Genomic DNA, 15,959 nt, shown 5'->3' on the forward strand with positions numbered 1-15,959 from the left:
GTGGCGGTCGCCGGGCTGGCCGCGGTCGCGGCGACGGGGGCCGCCGTGCTGCACGACGACGGGCCGGCCTTCGCGGTGGAGCGCGACCCCGACGGCGCCGTCCGGGTGTCGGTCTTCGACTACCGGGACCCGGACGGGCTGCGGCAGCGGCTGGCGGCCTTCGGGGTGCGGGCGGCCGTGGACTTCCTGCCGGCGGGCAAGCTGTGCCAGGAGCCGCGGGCCGACTACATGCCGCCGGACCGGGTACCGCTGGCGCTGGTCGACTTCTCGCCGCTGGACGCCAATCACACCTACTTCCGCGTGCACCCGGAGTACCTCGGCCCGGAACAGACCTTCGTGTACACCGTCCAGGTCGACCGCGACCACCACGACCAGCGGTTCAGGATCCGCGTGGCCAACGGTCCCGTCGCGCCCTGCACGCAGGTGCCGGGGCGATTTAGTAAGGGAGCTTGATAGTCAGATTTAGTGACTATATGCTCGAGACATGATCGTGGAGCTGACGCGGGTGCGGGTCGCGCCCGAGCACACGGAGGCATTCCTCGCCGCACGGCCGGGCATGCTCGCGGACTTCCGGACCGATCGGGTCGGGTTCGTGGGGGCCCGGCTCGTGCGGCTGGGCGGCGGCGAGTGGCTGGACATCGTGGACTGGCGCTCGGCGGAGGATCGGGCGGCGTCGCGGGAGAAGGGGGCCAACCGGCCGGGCATCCGGGCGTTCTTCGAGACCATCGACGAGGTCGTGTCGGCGGAGGACGGCGAGGCGTTCTGAGCGCGGCCCGCCCGAAACTCGGGCGCTGACGCGAGGCAGTCGAGTAGACATCGTCACGTGATGGTGGCGGGATTATTCCGGGAAGATGCCCGCTTTGGAAGCCGCGAAAAACCATCGAAGGGTATCGACGAGGGTTTCACCCAGTACCCCGACGGGCCCGCGGGCGATGCGATGAGCTGGTCTCTGTTGGCCTGCACGAGAGGTGCCGATGAAGCTCAGTTCGCTCGTGTCCCGGGCCGCCGTCGCGACCGTCGTGACCACTACCGTGGCCGGCATCGCAGCGGTGGCCAGCCCGGCGGCGGTCTCGGCCGCGTCTCAGCCGGCGTTCAAGGTCCGCCCGGCGGTGGCCGGGCACGTCCAGAAGGTTTCCCGGACCGCGCCGCTGTCCACGTCCGACTGCCTCACGCAGATCGGCATCCACTGCTACTCGCCGCTGCAGTACCGCACGGCGTACAACCTCAACCCGCTGTACGCCCGCGGCATCACGGGCAAGGGGCGCACGATCGTCATCGTCGACTCGTTCGGCTCCCCGACGATCCAGCACGACCTCGAGGCGTTCGACGCCCAGTTCGGCCTGCCGAACACGACCGTCCAGGTCGTCAAGGCCGGCAACGTGCCGCCGTTCGACCCGGCCAACCCCGACCACGTCGGATGGGCCCAGGAGACGACGCTCGACGTCGAGTACGCCCACGCGGTCGCGCCCGACGCCAAGATCGTGCTCGTGGAGACCCCGGTCGCCGAGACCGAGGGCGTCACCGGCCTGCCCGAGATGATGGACGCCGAGAAGGCGCTCATCGACCAGGGCGTCGGCGACGTCATCTCGCAGAGCTTCGGGGCCACCGAGAACACGTTCCCCGGCTTCGACACCGGCAACTTCTCCAGCCTCCTGAAGCTGCGCTACGCCTACGCCGACGCGGCGCTGCACGGCGTCACGGTGCTGGCCGCCTCGGGCGACGCCGGGGCCACCGACTACCAGGCCAACGGCGAGGACCTCTACCCGTACCCGGTCAACTCCTGGCCCTCGTCCGACCCGCTGGTCACCTCGATCGGCGGCACCCAGCTCAACCTCGACGACTCGGGCAAGCGCGTCTCGCCCGACGTGGTGTGGAACGACGGCTACGGCGCCGGCGGCGGTGGCCTGTCGAACGTCTTCCCGCGCCCGCTCTTCCAGACCGGGGTCCGCAACGTGGTGGGCAACCACCGCGGCACGCCCGACATCTCGATGAGCTCCGCCGTCGACGGCGGCGCCTGGGTGTACTACACGTTCGTCGGCGCCGCCTCGCCGTGGCACATCTTCGGCGGGACCAGCGAGGCGACCCCGATCTTCGCGGGCATCGTCGCGCTGGCCGACCAGCAGGCGGGCCGCCGCCTGGGCAACATCAACGCCGCGCTGTACATCCTGGGCGCCGGCAGCACCAACACCCACCTGCCGACCGGCCTGGTCGACGTGACCTCGGGCGACAACAGCTTCGAGGGCGTCACCGGCTTCCCGGCCGGCCCGGGCTACGACCTCGGCTCCGGCTGGGGCACGATCGACGCGAACAAGTTCGTGCCGGCTCTGGCACTGCTGTAACAAGCTCTGCGAAACGGCGCGGCCCTGGTGGCCGCGCCGTTTCTTGTTGAGCCGCACAGACGGGTTCTTGTTGAGTCGCACAGACGGGCCACCGGCGGGCAGCTGGCGGCTGCCCGCCGGTGGCTTTGGTGCGGCAGGGGTCAGGCGGTCGCGGGCTGGCGCACGTGCACGACGCCGGCGGAGTCCGCGAAGACCTCGAGGATGTCGCTGCTCACCCGCGCGCGGCCCAGGGAGGTGAATCGCGCGTTGGCGTGCAGGTTGATGTGGAGCTTGCCGGTGTACGAGGCGGTCGTGGCGACCGGCTGGCCGTCGACGACCTTCGCGCACACGGAGAGGGTCTGGGTGCCGTCGGCCGCGGTCTGCAGGACCACAAGGCCGTAATCGTGCTGGTTGGGCATCGGTCCTCCTTAGTTGTACTTGCAGCTGGCGCCGGAGACGACGGTGACGCCAGAGCTGTTCTTACCCTCGCAGCACTGGCAGTACAGGCCCGCGTTGTTGGTGCAGAGCCAGTCGTAGTTCGTGTACGTCTTGCACGTGCTGTAGCTGACGTACTTCGAGCTCGGCGGCGGGAACGCCAGGTTGCAGCAGTTGTAGTTGCCGGCCAGGGCGGGGGTCGAGCGGCCGAAGACCGCCGCCGCCGTGGCCAGGCCGCCCGCGCCGAGCATCCCGAGGATGCGCCGGCGGCTGCGCGGCGACGTCACCGCCGACTCCTCGGGCGGTGCGTGGTCGTGCACTTCACTCATGGTGCCTCCTGAAGGTCGCCGGGCACCTCGGTGTGGCGCCCGGATGTGGCCCCGGTCGGGTTGTCCGCGGCGGGACCCGCGGCGCGGACGTGGGTAACCGACGGCTCGCCGACGGGCAGGTCGCCGGCCGGTGGGTTGACGGCGCGCCACGGCTCGAGCGGCGAGCGCTGGGGCCCTCCGCCGAACATGACCTCCCGCCAGTCGCCGGAGTAGCAGAAGACGCCGCAGCTGGTGGCGATGCCCAGCTTGGCGGGCACCCGGGTGACGGAGATGTGCGCCGGCACCTCGCCCATCGAGTACACGCTGCGCAGGTCCTTCCACAGCGAGATGCTCAGCACGGTGCGGTGGCGCCAGTCGCGCAGGAGCACGATCCCGAGGTACCCCCGCGCGTTGCGCCGCACGTCCCGCTTGACCCGCCAGTGCAGGAGCTGGACCAGCAGCATCTTGCCCAGCGAGCCGCAGTCGAAGCGGGTGATCATCGCCTGTCCGCGGGCCGGCTCGACCCGCAGCGACGGGGTCAGGTCAGCGCTGTCAGGCTCGCGCCCACTGCCGCTGTCAGCAGGATCGATCCAGACACCCACCGGATGCGGCGCAGCCATGCCGGACTCCACTTCGCTTGGACCGTGATGGACAGGGGCGTGAAGCTCCACAGGGCGACCACCGCGCTGGCGGTGATGGCGAAGGCGCCGAGGGCCCACGGCGCCAGGGCAGGATCCAGCAGCAGTACGGCACCGATGGCCGCCCACAGCAGGGACACCACCTTCTGCGTGCTGAACAGCAGGCCCAGGTCGAAACCCCAGACCAGCCCCAGCGGCCCGGGCGAGAGCTGGCGCACCAGCGACTGCGGCACCTGCCGCCACATGTGCGGCGTGCGGTCGCGCAGGTCGGCCACGCCGAGCACCGCCGTGAGGGCGGCCAGCACGAGGAGTCGCGCGTCGCGGGGCAGCACGGAGGCCAGCAACCGGCCGGCCGGGTACACCAGCAGGGCGAGGACGAGCGCGGCCGCGACCCCGCCGATGGCGAGCGCGATGAGGAAACGCACCGCGGCGAAGCGCTGATCACGCTCCCGCAGCATCGGACCGGCGACCCCGGCCATGGACACGCCTCAAGGGCTGAGAATCTGCAGCACCGCCCCGGCCACGCCGAGGATCACCCAGACGGCCAACGTGATCAGCCCCGCGCCACGACCGGCTCGTCGCCGGTGATGACCCGCTCGGCCGCGTCGAGCACGGCGGCGCGCAGCGCGGGCACGGAGGTGAAGCCCAGCGCCGACACGAGCACGCCGTCGCGGAACACCAGCGCCGTGGGGCTGAAGTTGACGCCGAACTGGGTGCGCATCCACGCGCCGTCGAGGTCGACGTGGTTGGGGATGGAGCCCAGGTTGTACCGCTGGATGAACGCCGCCCCCTGCGAGGCCTCGCCCGTCGTCACCACCACGCCGATGGTGGCCGGGTCGGCCAGCTCGGGGTTGTCGCGCAGCTGCTCGCCGACCGACGTGCAGGAGCGGCACTGCGTGCTGAGGACCAGCAGCATCGACGGCCCCCTGCCGTCCAGCCGGTCGAGCCCGTTGAGGCCGCTGAGGCCGGCGGGCAGGGGGGAGGGCACCTCGCCGAGGGCCACGTCGGTGAGCACCCACACCGAGCTCTCCACCTGCGGCGCCGAGGCCGGCCCGACCCGCGCGCTGAGCTCGCCCAGCATCGCGAAGAGCACCACCATGCCGGCCGCAAGAACGAGGGCGACGAGCCCGAAGATGTACATCATGCCGAAGCTCCCTTCGCGGACGCGCTCTGCGCCCGGGGCGGTCGGACCAGGTCACGGATCAGGTCGCGGTACAGCCATCCGGTGAACAGGACGGTGAGCGCCGCGGTGAGCGAGAGGTTGAGCGGCACGTCGCCGATCCAGTCGGGCCCGTTGCCGCCCTGGGTGAGCGCCAGCGCCGCGGCCGCGGCGATCAGCAGCCCGACGCCGACGGCGCGCGCGCCGAGCGGCTTGCCGCCGGCCCGGCCGAAGCAGCCGCAGTCCTTGCTCGCCTTGCGCAGCAGCCCGAGCCCGCCGGCTCCGGCGAAGGCGAATCCTAGGATTACGGCGGTGGCTAGCCCGGCAACCCGCGCGGGCGGCACGGCCAGCGCCACGGCGGCGAGCACCTCGACGACGGCGACGACCCGGACGATCGCGGCGGCGCCCGCCCCGATCCCGGGCAGCACCTCGGCGACGGCGCTCACGGCGGCCCGCGCGACGGTCAGCTTGGCGATCCCGGAGCTGAGCAGGACGGCGCCCAGAACGAGCGCAGCGCAGACGGCTGACGATGGCAGCATCGGTCTACCCCCGTGGTGACGGCCAGCTAGCAGGTCTCTACAAAGAGGCAGTCTGTCGCTACTTACAGATACATGTCAATAGATCGATGCCTGTAGGGACCCCTAGCCGTCTTGACGGCTCGGTCACGAGCACGGCCCGGGGATCCTAGGATCCCCGGGCCGTAGCGTGACGGAGCCGGTAAGCCCTGTGCCGGGCCGTCGCCGGCCCGGCACAGGTTCTTGCGACATCTACTCCCAGGACGCGGTCGACCAGTCATCACTCGACCAGTAGTGGCCCGACCAGTAGTGCCCGGACCAGTAGTGACCCGACCAGTAGTGGCCCGACCAGTCGGGGTCGATCCACGTCGCGGCGCCGTTCCACGGAGAGCCGGACCAGGTCGCGGCGGCCCACGTCTTCGACGCCCAGGACGAGCCGTTCCAGCCGTCGCCGGCGATCTTGTAACCCATCCAGGTGCCGCCGGACCAGGCCGTCGCCGCGGCGCTGCGCGGGGCCCACGCGGCCGTGCTGATCGGACCCCAGACGGTGTTGTCGCCGCTGAGGGCCACGTTGTCGCGCACCACCCGGCTGGCGCCGCGGGCGTCGTCGAGCTTGCCGGTGCCCGTGGACTTGTTCCAGCCCGCCGCCCACAGGCTCTGCGAGGCGAGCGCCGCGTTGAGGTTGAGCGCGCGGATGTTGCGGGTCATGGCCAGGCCGGAGACGAAGCTGGCCGACTGGGTCAGCACCGTCTTGACCTGGTCCGGGGTCAGCGTCGGGCGGGCCTGCAGCAGCAGCGCGATCGCCGCCGAGGTGACCGCCGCCGCCTGGGAGCTGCCGCTGCCGCGCAGCAGCGTCGTGCCGACCTTCGCCGACGGGTACGACAGGTCGACGTTGGAGCCGGGGTCGGCCAGCGAGACGATCGACTCGCCGGGGGCGATGAGGTCGACGCTGCGGTTGTTGCCACCGATCGTGGTGAACGAGGCGAAGTCGTCGTCGGCGGGGGTGGCCGTGCCCTTCGTCGTCGCGGCGGCGACCGCGATGATGGCCGGGTCGCTGGCCGGGTCGCTGACGACGAACTCGTTGTTGCCCTTGTTGCCGGCCGCGGCCACGACCACGATGCCCTTCATCCAGGCCTGCTCGACCGCGTACTGCACCGGGTCGGTCCACGAGTTCGGGGTGCCGCCGGTGCCGTACGACAGGTTGATGACCCGGATCGGGTTGGCCGGGTCGTCGTTGCGGTGCGCCACGACCCAGTCGATCGCGGCGATCATCTGGGTGACGTCGACCGCGCCGTTGGACGTGCCGACCTTGATCGACGTCAGCTTGGCCTTCGGCGCCAGGCCGACCGTGCCGGTGCTCGGGTCGTTGCCGACGATGATGCCGGCCATGTGCGTGCCGTGCCCGTACGTGTCGAGGTAGCGCAGGTTGGGGTCCTGCGACTCGAACGACAGGTCGGGCCCGTTGACGATCTGGCTGGCCGGCAGCCCGGCGACGGGCGCGACGCCGGTGTCGATCAGCGCGACCCCGACGCCGGCGCCGGTCAGCCCGGCCGCCGCGCCCGTGGAGGCATTGATGGCCGCGCGCACCGCGGCGAGCGTCGTGCCGCCGGTGCCGGTGCCGCCGCCGAGCCAGGCGCTCGACGCCCAACCGCCGTTGCCGGCGAGGTGGTGCGACGGCGCCGCGGCCGCACCGAGTCCGGCGGCCGCGACGGCCACGGCCGCGAGGGCCGCCATGATCCGGCGTCCTGCCGCCGCCCGCCGCCGCAAAGCAGATCTAGGCATGGGATTCTCCATTCCCGCCGCTGAACTCCGGGGCGGCGCGTGATCAACGATGACCCGTCGCGGCCGGGAAATCACGGGGCGTGAGCCGGATCCGGCCGCCCGGTCACCGGATGCGTCCAACCACCCGACGCGATGTCAGGTGGTGCGCGTTCCTTCGCACCCGGCTCGCACCCGACGCGATACCAGCCCCGCTACCTGCCGCGCGCCTCGGGGGCTGTCGCTGCCGCAGCGTCAAAACTCAGCCTGGCGGCCACCGGGCGCGGCATCCTGCACGGCTCGGGGCACCGCGCCACCTGCCCAAATTTCGTTACAGCAGACCTAAGGTTGCTGACTCTTACATTTAATAATGTTAACTGATAGCCTTCCTCACCATCGATCCATCGATGGTGGGGAGTTCAATGAGATCTCGACGTCGTACATTCGCCCTAGCAGCGGGCGCGGCACTGGCCATCGTGACGAGCATGGTCGTGCCCACGCTCCAGGCGCAGGCCGCCACCAGCGCCGCCCAGGCCGCCTGCACCGCCCCGACCTGGGCCGAGGGCAACACCTACACCGCCGGCACCCAGGTCACGTACCAGGGTCACACGTACCAGGCCCTGCAGACGCACACCGCCTACGTGGGCGCCGGCTGGACCCCGTCCACCACCCCGTCGCTGTGGACGGATCTCGGCGCGTGCACCGGAGGCGGCGGCCCGACCACGCCCCCGCCCACCACGCCGTCGGGCGTTCCGTCCGCGCCGGGCAACCTGCGGGTCACCGCCACCACCAACACCAGCCTCGCGCTGGCGTGGAACGCCTCGACCGGCACCCTGACCGGGTACCGCGTCTACGAGGGCACCACGGTGAAGGCCACGGTCACCGGGACCAGCACGACGATCTCCGGCCTGGCCGCGGGCTCCACGCACACGTACACCGTCAAGGCGTACAACGGCCAGGGTGAGTCGGCGGCGTCGAACAGCATCACCGCCACGACGACCGGCGGCACCACCAACCCGCCGGCCGGCTTCGGCGCCGCGCCGTACCTCTACCAGTGGGGCGACGCGCCGAACCCGCAGACCGTCCAGTCGGCGACCGGCATCAAGTGGTTCACGCTCGCGTTCGTCCTCTCCAGCGGCGGCTGCACGCCGGCGTGGGACGGCAACCGGCCGCTCACCGGTGGCGTCGACCAGACCGTCATCAACCAGGTCCGCGCGGGCGGCGGCGACGTGGTTCCGTCGTTCGGCGGCTGGAGCGGCAACAAGCTCGGCCCGAACTGCTCGACCCCGGCCGCCCTGGCCGGCGCCTACCAGTCCGTGATCAACACGTACGGCCTGAAGGCGATCGACATCGACATCGAGAACACCGACGAGTTCGAGAACGACACGGTGCGCAACCGGATCGTCGACGCTCTGAAGATCGTCAAGCAGAACAACCCGAACCTGAAGGTCATCGTCACCTTCGGCACCGCCACCACCGGCCCCGGCTACTACGCGCAGCAGCTCATCAGCCGCGCCGCCTCGACCGGCGCGAACATCGACGTCTTCACCATCATGCCGTTCGACTTCGGCGGCGGCGCCAACATGTACAACAGCACGGTGAGCGCCTCCGAGGGCCTCAAGTCGATGCTGAAGTCCTCCTTCGGGTGGGACGACGCCACCGCCTACCGGCACATGGGCATCTCCGGCATGAACGGCCTGTCCGACCAGCAGGAGAACACCACGCCCGCGCAGTGGCAGCAGATCCGCGACTACGCCCAGAACAACCACCTGGCCCGCCTGGCCTTCTGGTCGGTCAACCGTGACCGGCCGTGCGCCGGCGGCGGCGTGGTGTCCAACTGCAGCGGCATCGCGCAGAACAACTGGCAGTTCACCCAGATCACGGCCACCTTCACCGGCTGAGATCGCGACGCAACGCAGTAAGCAGGGGGCTGGCGCTACGGCGTCAGCCCCTCTTGTTTCGGGTGGCGCCCGAACCACGCCGGTCCGGGTCGCGGCGGCCGACGGCGGTTGCGGCGGCGACCGTCGCGGCGAAGCCGGCGAAACCGACCAGCGCCATGACGTCGAACGCCCGGCTGTCGAGATCGGCGGCGAGGCGGGGCCCGAGCAGGCCGCGCGGATCGACAAACACGTCGACCGGACTGCCGTACTCGTACTCGGCCGTGTCGCGGAACTCGCCCGGCAGCGGGGCCCCGGACGCATCGTGCAGCCGGTAGCGGTACAGGCACCGGCCATTGCGGGTCTCCAGGCAGGACACCTCGCGGACCGTCGCGGTGGTGCGGGTGCCCGCGGCGCGCAGGTACCAGTCGCCCGGGCCGGCATACGCGGTCAGCAGCAGCACGAACACGAAGGCGAACGCCACCCAGGTCGGCCAGATCCGCTCGCCGCTGAGCCAGAACAGCAGGATCGGCACGACGAGGAGGGCCACGGTCGGCACCGCCGCCACCGCCCACCACATCCAACCGCCCAGCGCGCCCGCCACGCCGGCGATCAGCCAGACCAGCGCGGTAGCGGCGACCAGCAGCGCGGCGTGCGGCCGGCTGCCCCGTGGGATGAGCCTCGTCATGATCGCATTGTGGTCCCGGCACCGCCGCCGGGGCTGTCGCTTATCGGTCGGTTCGTACGGATGTCGATGGCCGGCAACCACGTGCCCGTCCGCTCATCGTGGCACGCCGGGGCTCCTGCCAGGTGCCGCGGTCGACAGCGGATTGTCGGGGGCGAACGGGGCAAATCGGCGCGCGGGGCCATTGCGGCTGAGGTCAATTCCGCGAAGCTGCCCGGGTCCGTAACCCGGTGCTCAACTTACATTTGGCCATGGGTCAATCTGGGACGCCTAGCTTCCGTAGGTCGGCCCGCAGAACATCGGTGCCGAATCCCCCACCCCACCTGGAGGTCTGGGCACATGTCCCGTGCGCTCATAGGGCGAGTCACCTTCGCCTTGTCGTTGTCAGCCGCTGGTTTGGCCAGCCCGTTGTTCGCCACTGCGGCGTCCGCCAATCCGGCCGGGACGGGTCTGGTCATCAGTGAGGCGTACGTCAACGGTGGCTCGTCCGGTGCGAGCTTCACCAACAAGTTCATCGAACTCTACAACCCGACATCGAGCGCGATCTCGCTCGCCGGCGACACCCTGCAGTACCGCGCCCCCACGAGCACCGTCGTGCCGAGCGGCTCGCAGGTGTTCGCCCTGTCGGGGACGGTGGCCGCGCACGGCCACTTCCTCATCCAGCTGCCGAGCAACGGCGCCGGCGGCGAATCGCTGCCCGCGCCCGACCTGAGCACCGGCGGCAGCATCAACCCGGGCGCGGGCGGTGGCACGCTCTTCATCGCGGCCAGCACCTCGGGCGTGCTCCCCACCGACGTCACCGTCATCGACAAGATCGGCTGGGGGAACAGCAACTCCCCGGAGGGAACCGCTGCGACCGGCAACTCGGTCGTCCTGAGCTATCAGCGTGACGCGGCCGGTCGGGACACGGACAACAACGCCGCCGACTTCCAGGTCGCCACCCCGACGCCGCAGAACGCGGCGTCCGACGGCGGCACCGCGGCCGTCACGGTGACGAACCCCGGCACCCAGAATGCGGCAGTCGGCGCCGCGATCGCGCCACTGACCCTCAGCGCCTCGGGCGGCGCCGCGCCGTACACGTGGACGGCGACCGGGCTGCCCACGGGCCTGGCGATCTCCTCGGCCGGCGTCGTCTCGGGCACCCCGACCTCGGCCGCCATTGCCTCGGTCATGGTCACCGCGACCGACTCGACCGGCGCGAGCGGCTCGGCGTCCTTCGACTTCAACGTCGCGTCCGAGTCGAAGGTCCTGCCGATCGCCGAGATCCAGGGCACGAACACCGACACATCGCCGTACGCCGACAAGACCGTGACGACCGAAGGCGTCGTGACCGCTGTCTACGCCACCGGCGGGTTCAACGGCTTCTTCGTGCAGACCGGCGGCGCCGGCGGCACCGAGGCCGAAGACGCCACGCCGGGCGCCTCCGACGCGATCTTCGTGTTCGGCGCGGTCTCGGCCGGTCAGGTCAGCATCGGCGAGAGCGTCCAGGTCACCGGAACCGTTGCGGAGTACCAGGGCCTGACCGAGATCACCTTCCCGACGGTCACGAAGCTCGCCAACGCGCTGCCCCCCGTCAAGCCGCTCGTGATCCCGTGGTCCCACCTCGCGACGGATGCTCAGAAGGAGGCGCACGAGGGCGAGCTGATCGCGCCCCAGGGCGACTTCACCGTGGCGGACAACTACAACGCGAACTACTACGGCTCCTTCACCCTCGCCGCCGGTGACGGCCCGCTGCGCCAGCCCACCGACGCCGGCGCCCCCGGAAGCGCCGAGGCGCAGGCCGCGGTCGCCGACAACGCCGCCCGGACGGTGACCCTGGACGACGGCGCGAGCTGGAACTACAGCACCAGCACGTACACCGGCGTGCCGCTGCCGTGGCTCACCCAGAGCAACCCCGTCCGCGTCGGCTCGAAGGTCACCTTCCAGCAGCCGCTGATCCTCGACTACCGGTTCTCGCTGTGGAACCTCCAGCCGACCCAGCAGGTGACCGACGACGGCCACGCGGTCGCGACCTTCAGCGACACCCGGGCCGTGAACCAGCAGCCGGCCACCGTCGGTGGCAACGTCCACCTGGCGACGTTCAACGTCCAGAACTACTTCCCGCTGACCGGGGAGGCGTACGTCGCCAAGGGTCTGGGCACCTGCACCTACTACACCGACCGGGCCGGCACCCGCATCACCGTGAAGACCTGCACCGGCCCGAACAAGGAAGCCGGCCCGCGCGGCGCCGCCAACGACGCCAGCTTCCAGCGCCAGCAGGCGAAGATCGTCACCGGCATCAACCGGCTCGGCGCCAGCGTCGTATCGCTGGAAGAGGTCGAGAACTCCGCGAAGTTCGGTCAGCCGCGGGACACCGCGCTCGCCGGCCTCGTCGACGCGCTCAACGCCGCCGCCGGCTCGAACGTGTGGGCGTACGTGCCCTCCCCGGCCGACGACAAGCTGCCGCCGCTCTCCCAGCAGGACGTGATCCGTACGGCGTTCATCTACAAGCCAGCGGATGTCGCGCTCGTCGGGTCGTCGGCGGTGCTCACCGGCGACTCGGGCCCCGGCCAGCCGTTCTCGATCGCTCGCCAGCCGCTGGCGCAGGCCTTCAAGAAGGCCGGCGCGATCGACGCCGACGCGTTCCTGGTCGTCGCCAACCACTGGAAGTCGAAGGGCAGCGGGACCCCGCTGTACGACGGCGACACCGAGGACACGTCCTCGCCGGCGGTGAACCAGGGCTCGTACAACGCGACCCGGGTGCGTCAGGCGCAGGACACGACCGCCTTCGCCGCGCAGGTGGCGGCGGGCGTGGGCACGGACCGCATCTTCCTGGTCGGCGACTTCAACGCCTACACGCACGAGGACCCGATGCGGGTGCTGTACGACAAGGGCTACACCGACCTGGGCTCCACCCTCTCCCCGTCGGAGTACACGTACGGCTACAACGGCCTGCAGGGCTCGCTCGACCACGTGCTGGCCAACCCGGCCGCACGCGCGCTGGTCACCGGGGCGGACGTGTGGCAGATCAACGCCCAGGAGGCGGTGGCCTACGGCTACAGCCGCTACAACTACAACGCCACAATGCTGTTCAACGGCAGCGAGCCGTTCTCGGCGTCGGACCACAACCCGGTCGTCGTGGGGCTCAACGCGCCGGTGACGCCGCCCGTGCCCGCCTGGATCGCCTCGAAGGTGTACAACACCGGCGACAAGGTCTCCTACAAGGGCGCCACGTGGCAGGCACTCTGGTGGACCCAGAACCAGACCCCGGGCGACCCCTACGGCCCGTGGCAGGAAATGGCGAGCGCCGCCGACGGCACCGCCATCTGGACCGCGACGCGCATCTTCAACACCGGTGACACCGTCGTCTACCAGGGCAAGAAGTACGTCGCCCAGTGGTGGACCCGCAACGAGGCCCCCGGCAAGCCGAACGGCCCGTGGAAGAGCGTCGGCTGATCCGACGGCAATGCAAACCGGGGCCGCCTTCCACACGAAGGCGGCCCCGGCCCTATTGCGGAACAACGGTCCCGCATTCCAGGGCGATCGATCTGGTCTGATGGACGTATGAGAGCCGACAGCTACGGCCGGTCGAGCGGGTCACGTACGGAAGCCGCGGAGACTCTGGCCGCGGGCGCTCTGGACTGGATGCTCGAGTCAGCGCGCGGCACCGAGGCCGGACTGACCTGGGCGAGCACCCCGATTGACGACGAGGCTGACCACACGTTGTACGGCGGCGGGGCGGGCGTCGTGCTCGCGTTGCTGGAGGCTCAGCGCCATTCGGCGTACGCCGTGCCGTGGCCCGACCATCCTCCCGCCGCGCCGCGGAGGGTGTCACTCCAGCAGGACTGACCGCGCGGGACCACTGGCGCAGCGGCGAGACACCCTCCGCGACGCCCGCACCGTGCGGGCCGCTCAGGCGGACCGCGCCGCCTCGAGCCCGTCGACGATGGCCTCGAGTTCAGGCCGCTTGGCGGCGTCGGTGATGAGCCCGACGAACACCCCACCCTCGAAGGTGAGGGTGACCTGGACCAGCCGCTCCTTCTCGCGCCCGAACAACCTGACGCGCCGCTCCAGCTCGTTCCACTGTGCACCTCGGAACGACGACGCTGGTGCCCGGGCGACGGACTGGGCGCCGCGTAGCTTCTCCAGCCAGCCACCGTCGAGCACGAGCCGCTCGTTCGACTGCCCGCCAACAACGATCACGTGCGCAGGATAACGAATCTTGCCCATGCGCGGGACCGCCCGCACAGCCGGATGTCCGACATGCGATGACGCAGGATCGCCGCGGGTCGAGCGGGTCCCCGGTTGCGATGTGGACCCGCCCACCGCGGTTGTACGCCGAAGCCCGGTCGAGGCGGCTGTTGGCTGCCTCGGCCGGGCTTCGGCGGTGGTGCGTGTCGGATCAGATGAGCCAGCGGTTGCGCTGGACGATGGGGAGCTTGGCCCAGCGGCGGCCGAGGCCCCAGGTGTGGCCGGCGTAGGCGGCGGCGAGGGCGATGAGGACGGCGGCGTAGATGACGTGGTAGTCGGTGAAGGGGTTGGTCGAGCCGGTGGCGGTGGGCGGGAATTCGGCGAGCCACATCATGGCCATCATGAGGGTGCCGGCGGCGGCGGTGATGCGCAGGGCGATGCCGGCGGTGAGGGCCAGGCCGATGCCGAGGAGGCCGGCCATGAACAGCCAGTTGGCGTACCAGGTGCCGGCGATGGTGTGGAAGAAGTCCTGCAGCGGGCCGGCGTGGACGTTGGCGAGGAAGCCCTTGGTGGGGTTGCCGCCGTTGATCCAGGCCTTCGCCGACGGGGTGGCGTAGCCCAGGCCGAAGGTCTTGTCGGCGAACGCCCAGAGGAAGACGAACCCGGTGGCGTACCGCAGCACCGCCAGTGCCTTGGCGGCGGTCTTGGTGAGCATGCTGCCCGGGGCCTCGACGTGCTCGAGGTGGTTGACCTGGTGGATGTGTGCGGTACGCATTTCCGGCCTCCTGCCGTCTCCCTTTGACACATCCATCGTCATCCCGAGCCCGTACCGGGCGCTCGTGCCGAACCTCCCCAACCGTCCGGGCCTGACGTCCCCTCATCACCGGGACCTCAGGCCGGCCGGACCCGGCGACCGTCCACATCGGACCAGGCGCTACCTACGGATGAAGTGCAGGCCCTCGTCAGGCCGGGACCGGCGCGCGCCGCTCGCCCGACCCGTGCGAGATGAGAGTCGTGGGCAGCACGACGGTCTCGATAGGCCGGTCCCGGTCCGCGAGCCGGGCCAGGGCCAGCCGGCCCGCCTGCCGCCCCATCTCCTCGGGATCGTCGGCCACGACCGTCACGCCGAGCACCTTGGCCCATTCGACGTTGTCGAAGCCGACGACGGCGGGTAGCGGGTCCGGGGCGCGGTAGCCGAGCTCCTCGACGACGCCGAGCAGCGTCCTGTTGTTGCCCGCGAAGAAGGCCGTCGGCGGGTCCGGGGCGTCGAGGAGCTCGGCCACGCGCGTCCGGGCGGCGGCCACGTCGTGTGCGCCGGTGCGCAGCCATCGGCGCCAGTCCATCACTCCGGCCGCCTCGAGCGCGCCGGACATTCCGGCGAGGCGGTCGCGGTGGGTCGGCAGCCAGTCGTAGTCACCGATGAAGGCGATGCGCCGGTGCCCCGCGGAGAGCAGATGCAGAGCGGCGGCACGTCCGCCACCGACGTTGTCGAACACCACGGCGTCGGCATCGAGATGCTGCGCCGGGCGGTCGACGAAGATCACCGGCATGCCGCGATCCTGGAGCTCCTCGTACACCGTGTGGTCAGCCATCGCCGACGCGACGATCAGCGCCTTCGACTGGCGGTCGGCGAGATTGCGCGCCAGCGACCACTCGACCTCGGGCGACTCGTCGGAGTTGGACACCGTCAGCAGCAGATCGCCCGTGCGTAGCTGGTCTTCGAGCCCCTTCGCCAGGGCGGGGTAGAACGGGTTGGCCAGGTCGCTGGTGATCAGACCGACGGCGTCGAACAACTGCCCGCGGGCGAGCAGGCTCGCCGCGGCGTTGCGCCGGTAGCCGAGCAGTTGGGCCGCGGCGAACACCCGCTCGCGCTTGGCAGCGCTGACGTGGGGCTCACCTCCTAGCGCCCGCGAGGCGGTCTTCAGACTGACCTCCGCGAGCTCAGCGACGTGCGCGAGCGTCGGGCGCCGGGTCGCGTCCGCCTGTTCAGCAGGTTCGTTTGTCACACCACTCATTGTCCTCAGACCGGGCCCATGCATGGGCGAGTGCCATCGCCGCTCAACCAGGCGCTCTGGGCAGCGAGCTGGCAAGGGTGC

17 protein-coding genes are annotated in these 15,959 nt (G+C 70.8%); 6 read left to right on the forward strand and 11 right to left on the reverse strand.

Features of this window, described 5'->3' with window-relative positions:
* The 3 genes from AB0M46_RS33405 to AB0M46_RS33415 form a co-directional block, all read left to right on the forward strand.
* The coding region (locus tag AB0M46_RS33405; protein WP_363342635.1) for a hypothetical protein at positions 1 to 453 on the forward strand (453 nt) is incomplete at its 5' end.
* A gap of 31 nt (positions 454 to 484) precedes the next feature.
* Complete coding sequence (locus tag AB0M46_RS33410; protein ID WP_363342637.1) at positions 485 to 766, forward strand: antibiotic biosynthesis monooxygenase; 282 nt, start codon at positions 485 to 487, stop codon at positions 764 to 766.
* Between the two features lie 208 nt (positions 767 to 974).
* Positions 975 to 2,339 carry a S53 family peptidase gene (locus AB0M46_RS33415; RefSeq protein ID WP_363342639.1) on the forward strand — a complete coding sequence of 455 codons (1,365 nt, stop codon included), beginning with the start codon at positions 975 to 977 and terminating at the stop codon, positions 2,337 to 2,339.
* A gap of 140 nt (positions 2,340 to 2,479) precedes the next feature.
* On the opposite strand, the gene AB0M46_RS33420 is transcribed toward AB0M46_RS33415, so the two are convergent.
* The 7 genes from AB0M46_RS33420 to AB0M46_RS33450 all read right to left on the reverse strand — a co-directional run bounded on the left by AB0M46_RS33420 (position 2,480) and on the right by AB0M46_RS33450 (position 7,155).
* Complete coding sequence (locus tag AB0M46_RS33420; protein WP_363342641.1) at positions 2,480 to 2,737, reverse strand: hypothetical protein; 258 nt, start codon at positions 2,735 to 2,737, stop codon at positions 2,480 to 2,482.
* A 9-nt stretch (positions 2,738 to 2,746) separates the two neighbouring features.
* Positions 2,747 to 3,082, reverse strand: coding sequence for a hypothetical protein (locus AB0M46_RS33425; protein ID WP_363342643.1), 336 nt, complete (start codon positions 3,080 to 3,082; stop codon positions 2,747 to 2,749).
* Positions 3,079 to 3,681 carry a hypothetical protein gene (locus AB0M46_RS33430; RefSeq protein WP_363342645.1) on the reverse strand — a complete coding sequence of 201 codons (603 nt, stop codon included), beginning with the start codon at positions 3,679 to 3,681 and terminating at the stop codon, positions 3,079 to 3,081. The genes AB0M46_RS33425 and AB0M46_RS33430 overlap by 4 nt, the downstream gene beginning before the upstream one ends.
* The gene (locus AB0M46_RS33435; protein WP_363342647.1) at positions 3,600 to 4,178 is read right to left on the reverse strand and encodes a hypothetical protein; all 579 of its coding nucleotides are present in this window, start codon (positions 4,176 to 4,178) and stop codon (positions 3,600 to 3,602) included. Before AB0M46_RS33435 ends, AB0M46_RS33430 begins: the two co-directional genes overlap by 82 nt.
* Positions 4,179 to 4,252: 74 nt before the next feature.
* Positions 4,253 to 4,843 (reverse strand): hypothetical protein, encoded by a 591-nt coding sequence (locus AB0M46_RS33440; RefSeq protein ID WP_363342649.1) that lies wholly within the window; start codon positions 4,841 to 4,843, stop codon positions 4,253 to 4,255.
* Positions 4,840 to 5,397, reverse strand: coding sequence for a MauE/DoxX family redox-associated membrane protein (locus tag AB0M46_RS33445; RefSeq protein ID WP_363342651.1), 558 nt, complete (start codon positions 5,395 to 5,397; stop codon positions 4,840 to 4,842). The genes AB0M46_RS33440 and AB0M46_RS33445 overlap by 4 nt, the downstream gene beginning before the upstream one ends.
* Positions 5,398 to 5,625: 228 nt before the next feature.
* The gene (locus AB0M46_RS33450; RefSeq protein WP_363342653.1) at positions 5,626 to 7,155 is read right to left on the reverse strand and encodes a S8 family serine peptidase; all 1,530 of its coding nucleotides are present in this window, start codon (positions 7,153 to 7,155) and stop codon (positions 5,626 to 5,628) included.
* 461 nt (positions 7,156 to 7,616) lie between these two features.
* Between AB0M46_RS33450 and AB0M46_RS33455 the strand changes: the two genes are divergently transcribed.
* Positions 7,617 to 9,032 (forward strand): carbohydrate-binding protein, encoded by a 1,416-nt coding sequence (locus AB0M46_RS33455; RefSeq protein ID WP_363342655.1) that lies wholly within the window; start codon positions 7,617 to 7,619, stop codon positions 9,030 to 9,032.
* A 43-nt stretch (positions 9,033 to 9,075) separates the two neighbouring features.
* Here AB0M46_RS33455 and AB0M46_RS33460 read toward each other — a convergent pair whose 3' ends face one another.
* Positions 9,076 to 9,696, reverse strand: a complete 621-nt coding sequence (locus AB0M46_RS33460; protein ID WP_363342657.1) for a hypothetical protein — start codon at positions 9,694 to 9,696, stop codon at positions 9,076 to 9,078.
* 405 nt (positions 9,697 to 10,101) lie between these two features.
* Between AB0M46_RS33460 and AB0M46_RS33465 the strand changes: the two genes are divergently transcribed.
* Together AB0M46_RS33465 and AB0M46_RS33470 are read left to right on the forward strand one after the other, a co-directional pair.
* On the forward strand, positions 10,102 to 13,128 hold the full coding sequence (locus tag AB0M46_RS33465; protein ID WP_363342659.1) for an ExeM/NucH family extracellular endonuclease: 3,027 nt from the start codon (positions 10,102 to 10,104) through the stop codon (positions 13,126 to 13,128).
* A 189-nt stretch (positions 13,129 to 13,317) separates the two neighbouring features.
* Complete coding sequence (locus AB0M46_RS33470; protein WP_363342661.1) at positions 13,318 to 13,521, forward strand: hypothetical protein; 204 nt, start codon at positions 13,318 to 13,320, stop codon at positions 13,519 to 13,521.
* A 63-nt stretch (positions 13,522 to 13,584) separates the two neighbouring features.
* Here AB0M46_RS33470 and AB0M46_RS33475 read toward each other — a convergent pair whose 3' ends face one another.
* The 3 genes from AB0M46_RS33475 to AB0M46_RS33485 all read right to left on the reverse strand — a co-directional run bounded on the left by AB0M46_RS33475 (position 13,585) and on the right by AB0M46_RS33485 (position 15,869).
* Positions 13,585 to 13,875: a hypothetical protein gene (locus tag AB0M46_RS33475; protein ID WP_363342663.1), complete on the reverse strand. Its 291-nt coding sequence runs from the start codon at positions 13,873 to 13,875 to the stop codon at positions 13,585 to 13,587.
* A 199-nt stretch (positions 13,876 to 14,074) separates the two neighbouring features.
* Entirely contained in the window at positions 14,075 to 14,638 is a 564-nt protein-coding gene (locus AB0M46_RS33480) for a hypothetical protein (RefSeq protein ID WP_363342665.1), read from the reverse strand.
* A gap of 187 nt (positions 14,639 to 14,825) precedes the next feature.
* Positions 14,826 to 15,869, reverse strand: coding sequence for a LacI family DNA-binding transcriptional regulator (locus AB0M46_RS33485; RefSeq protein WP_363342667.1), 1,044 nt, complete (start codon positions 15,867 to 15,869; stop codon positions 14,826 to 14,828).
* Between the last annotated feature and the right edge of the window lie 90 nt (positions 15,870 to 15,959).

It is taken from the genome of Dactylosporangium sp. NPDC051485 (assembly GCF_040682015.1).
GTDB lineage: Bacteria > Actinomycetota > Actinomycetes > Mycobacteriales > Micromonosporaceae > Dactylosporangium.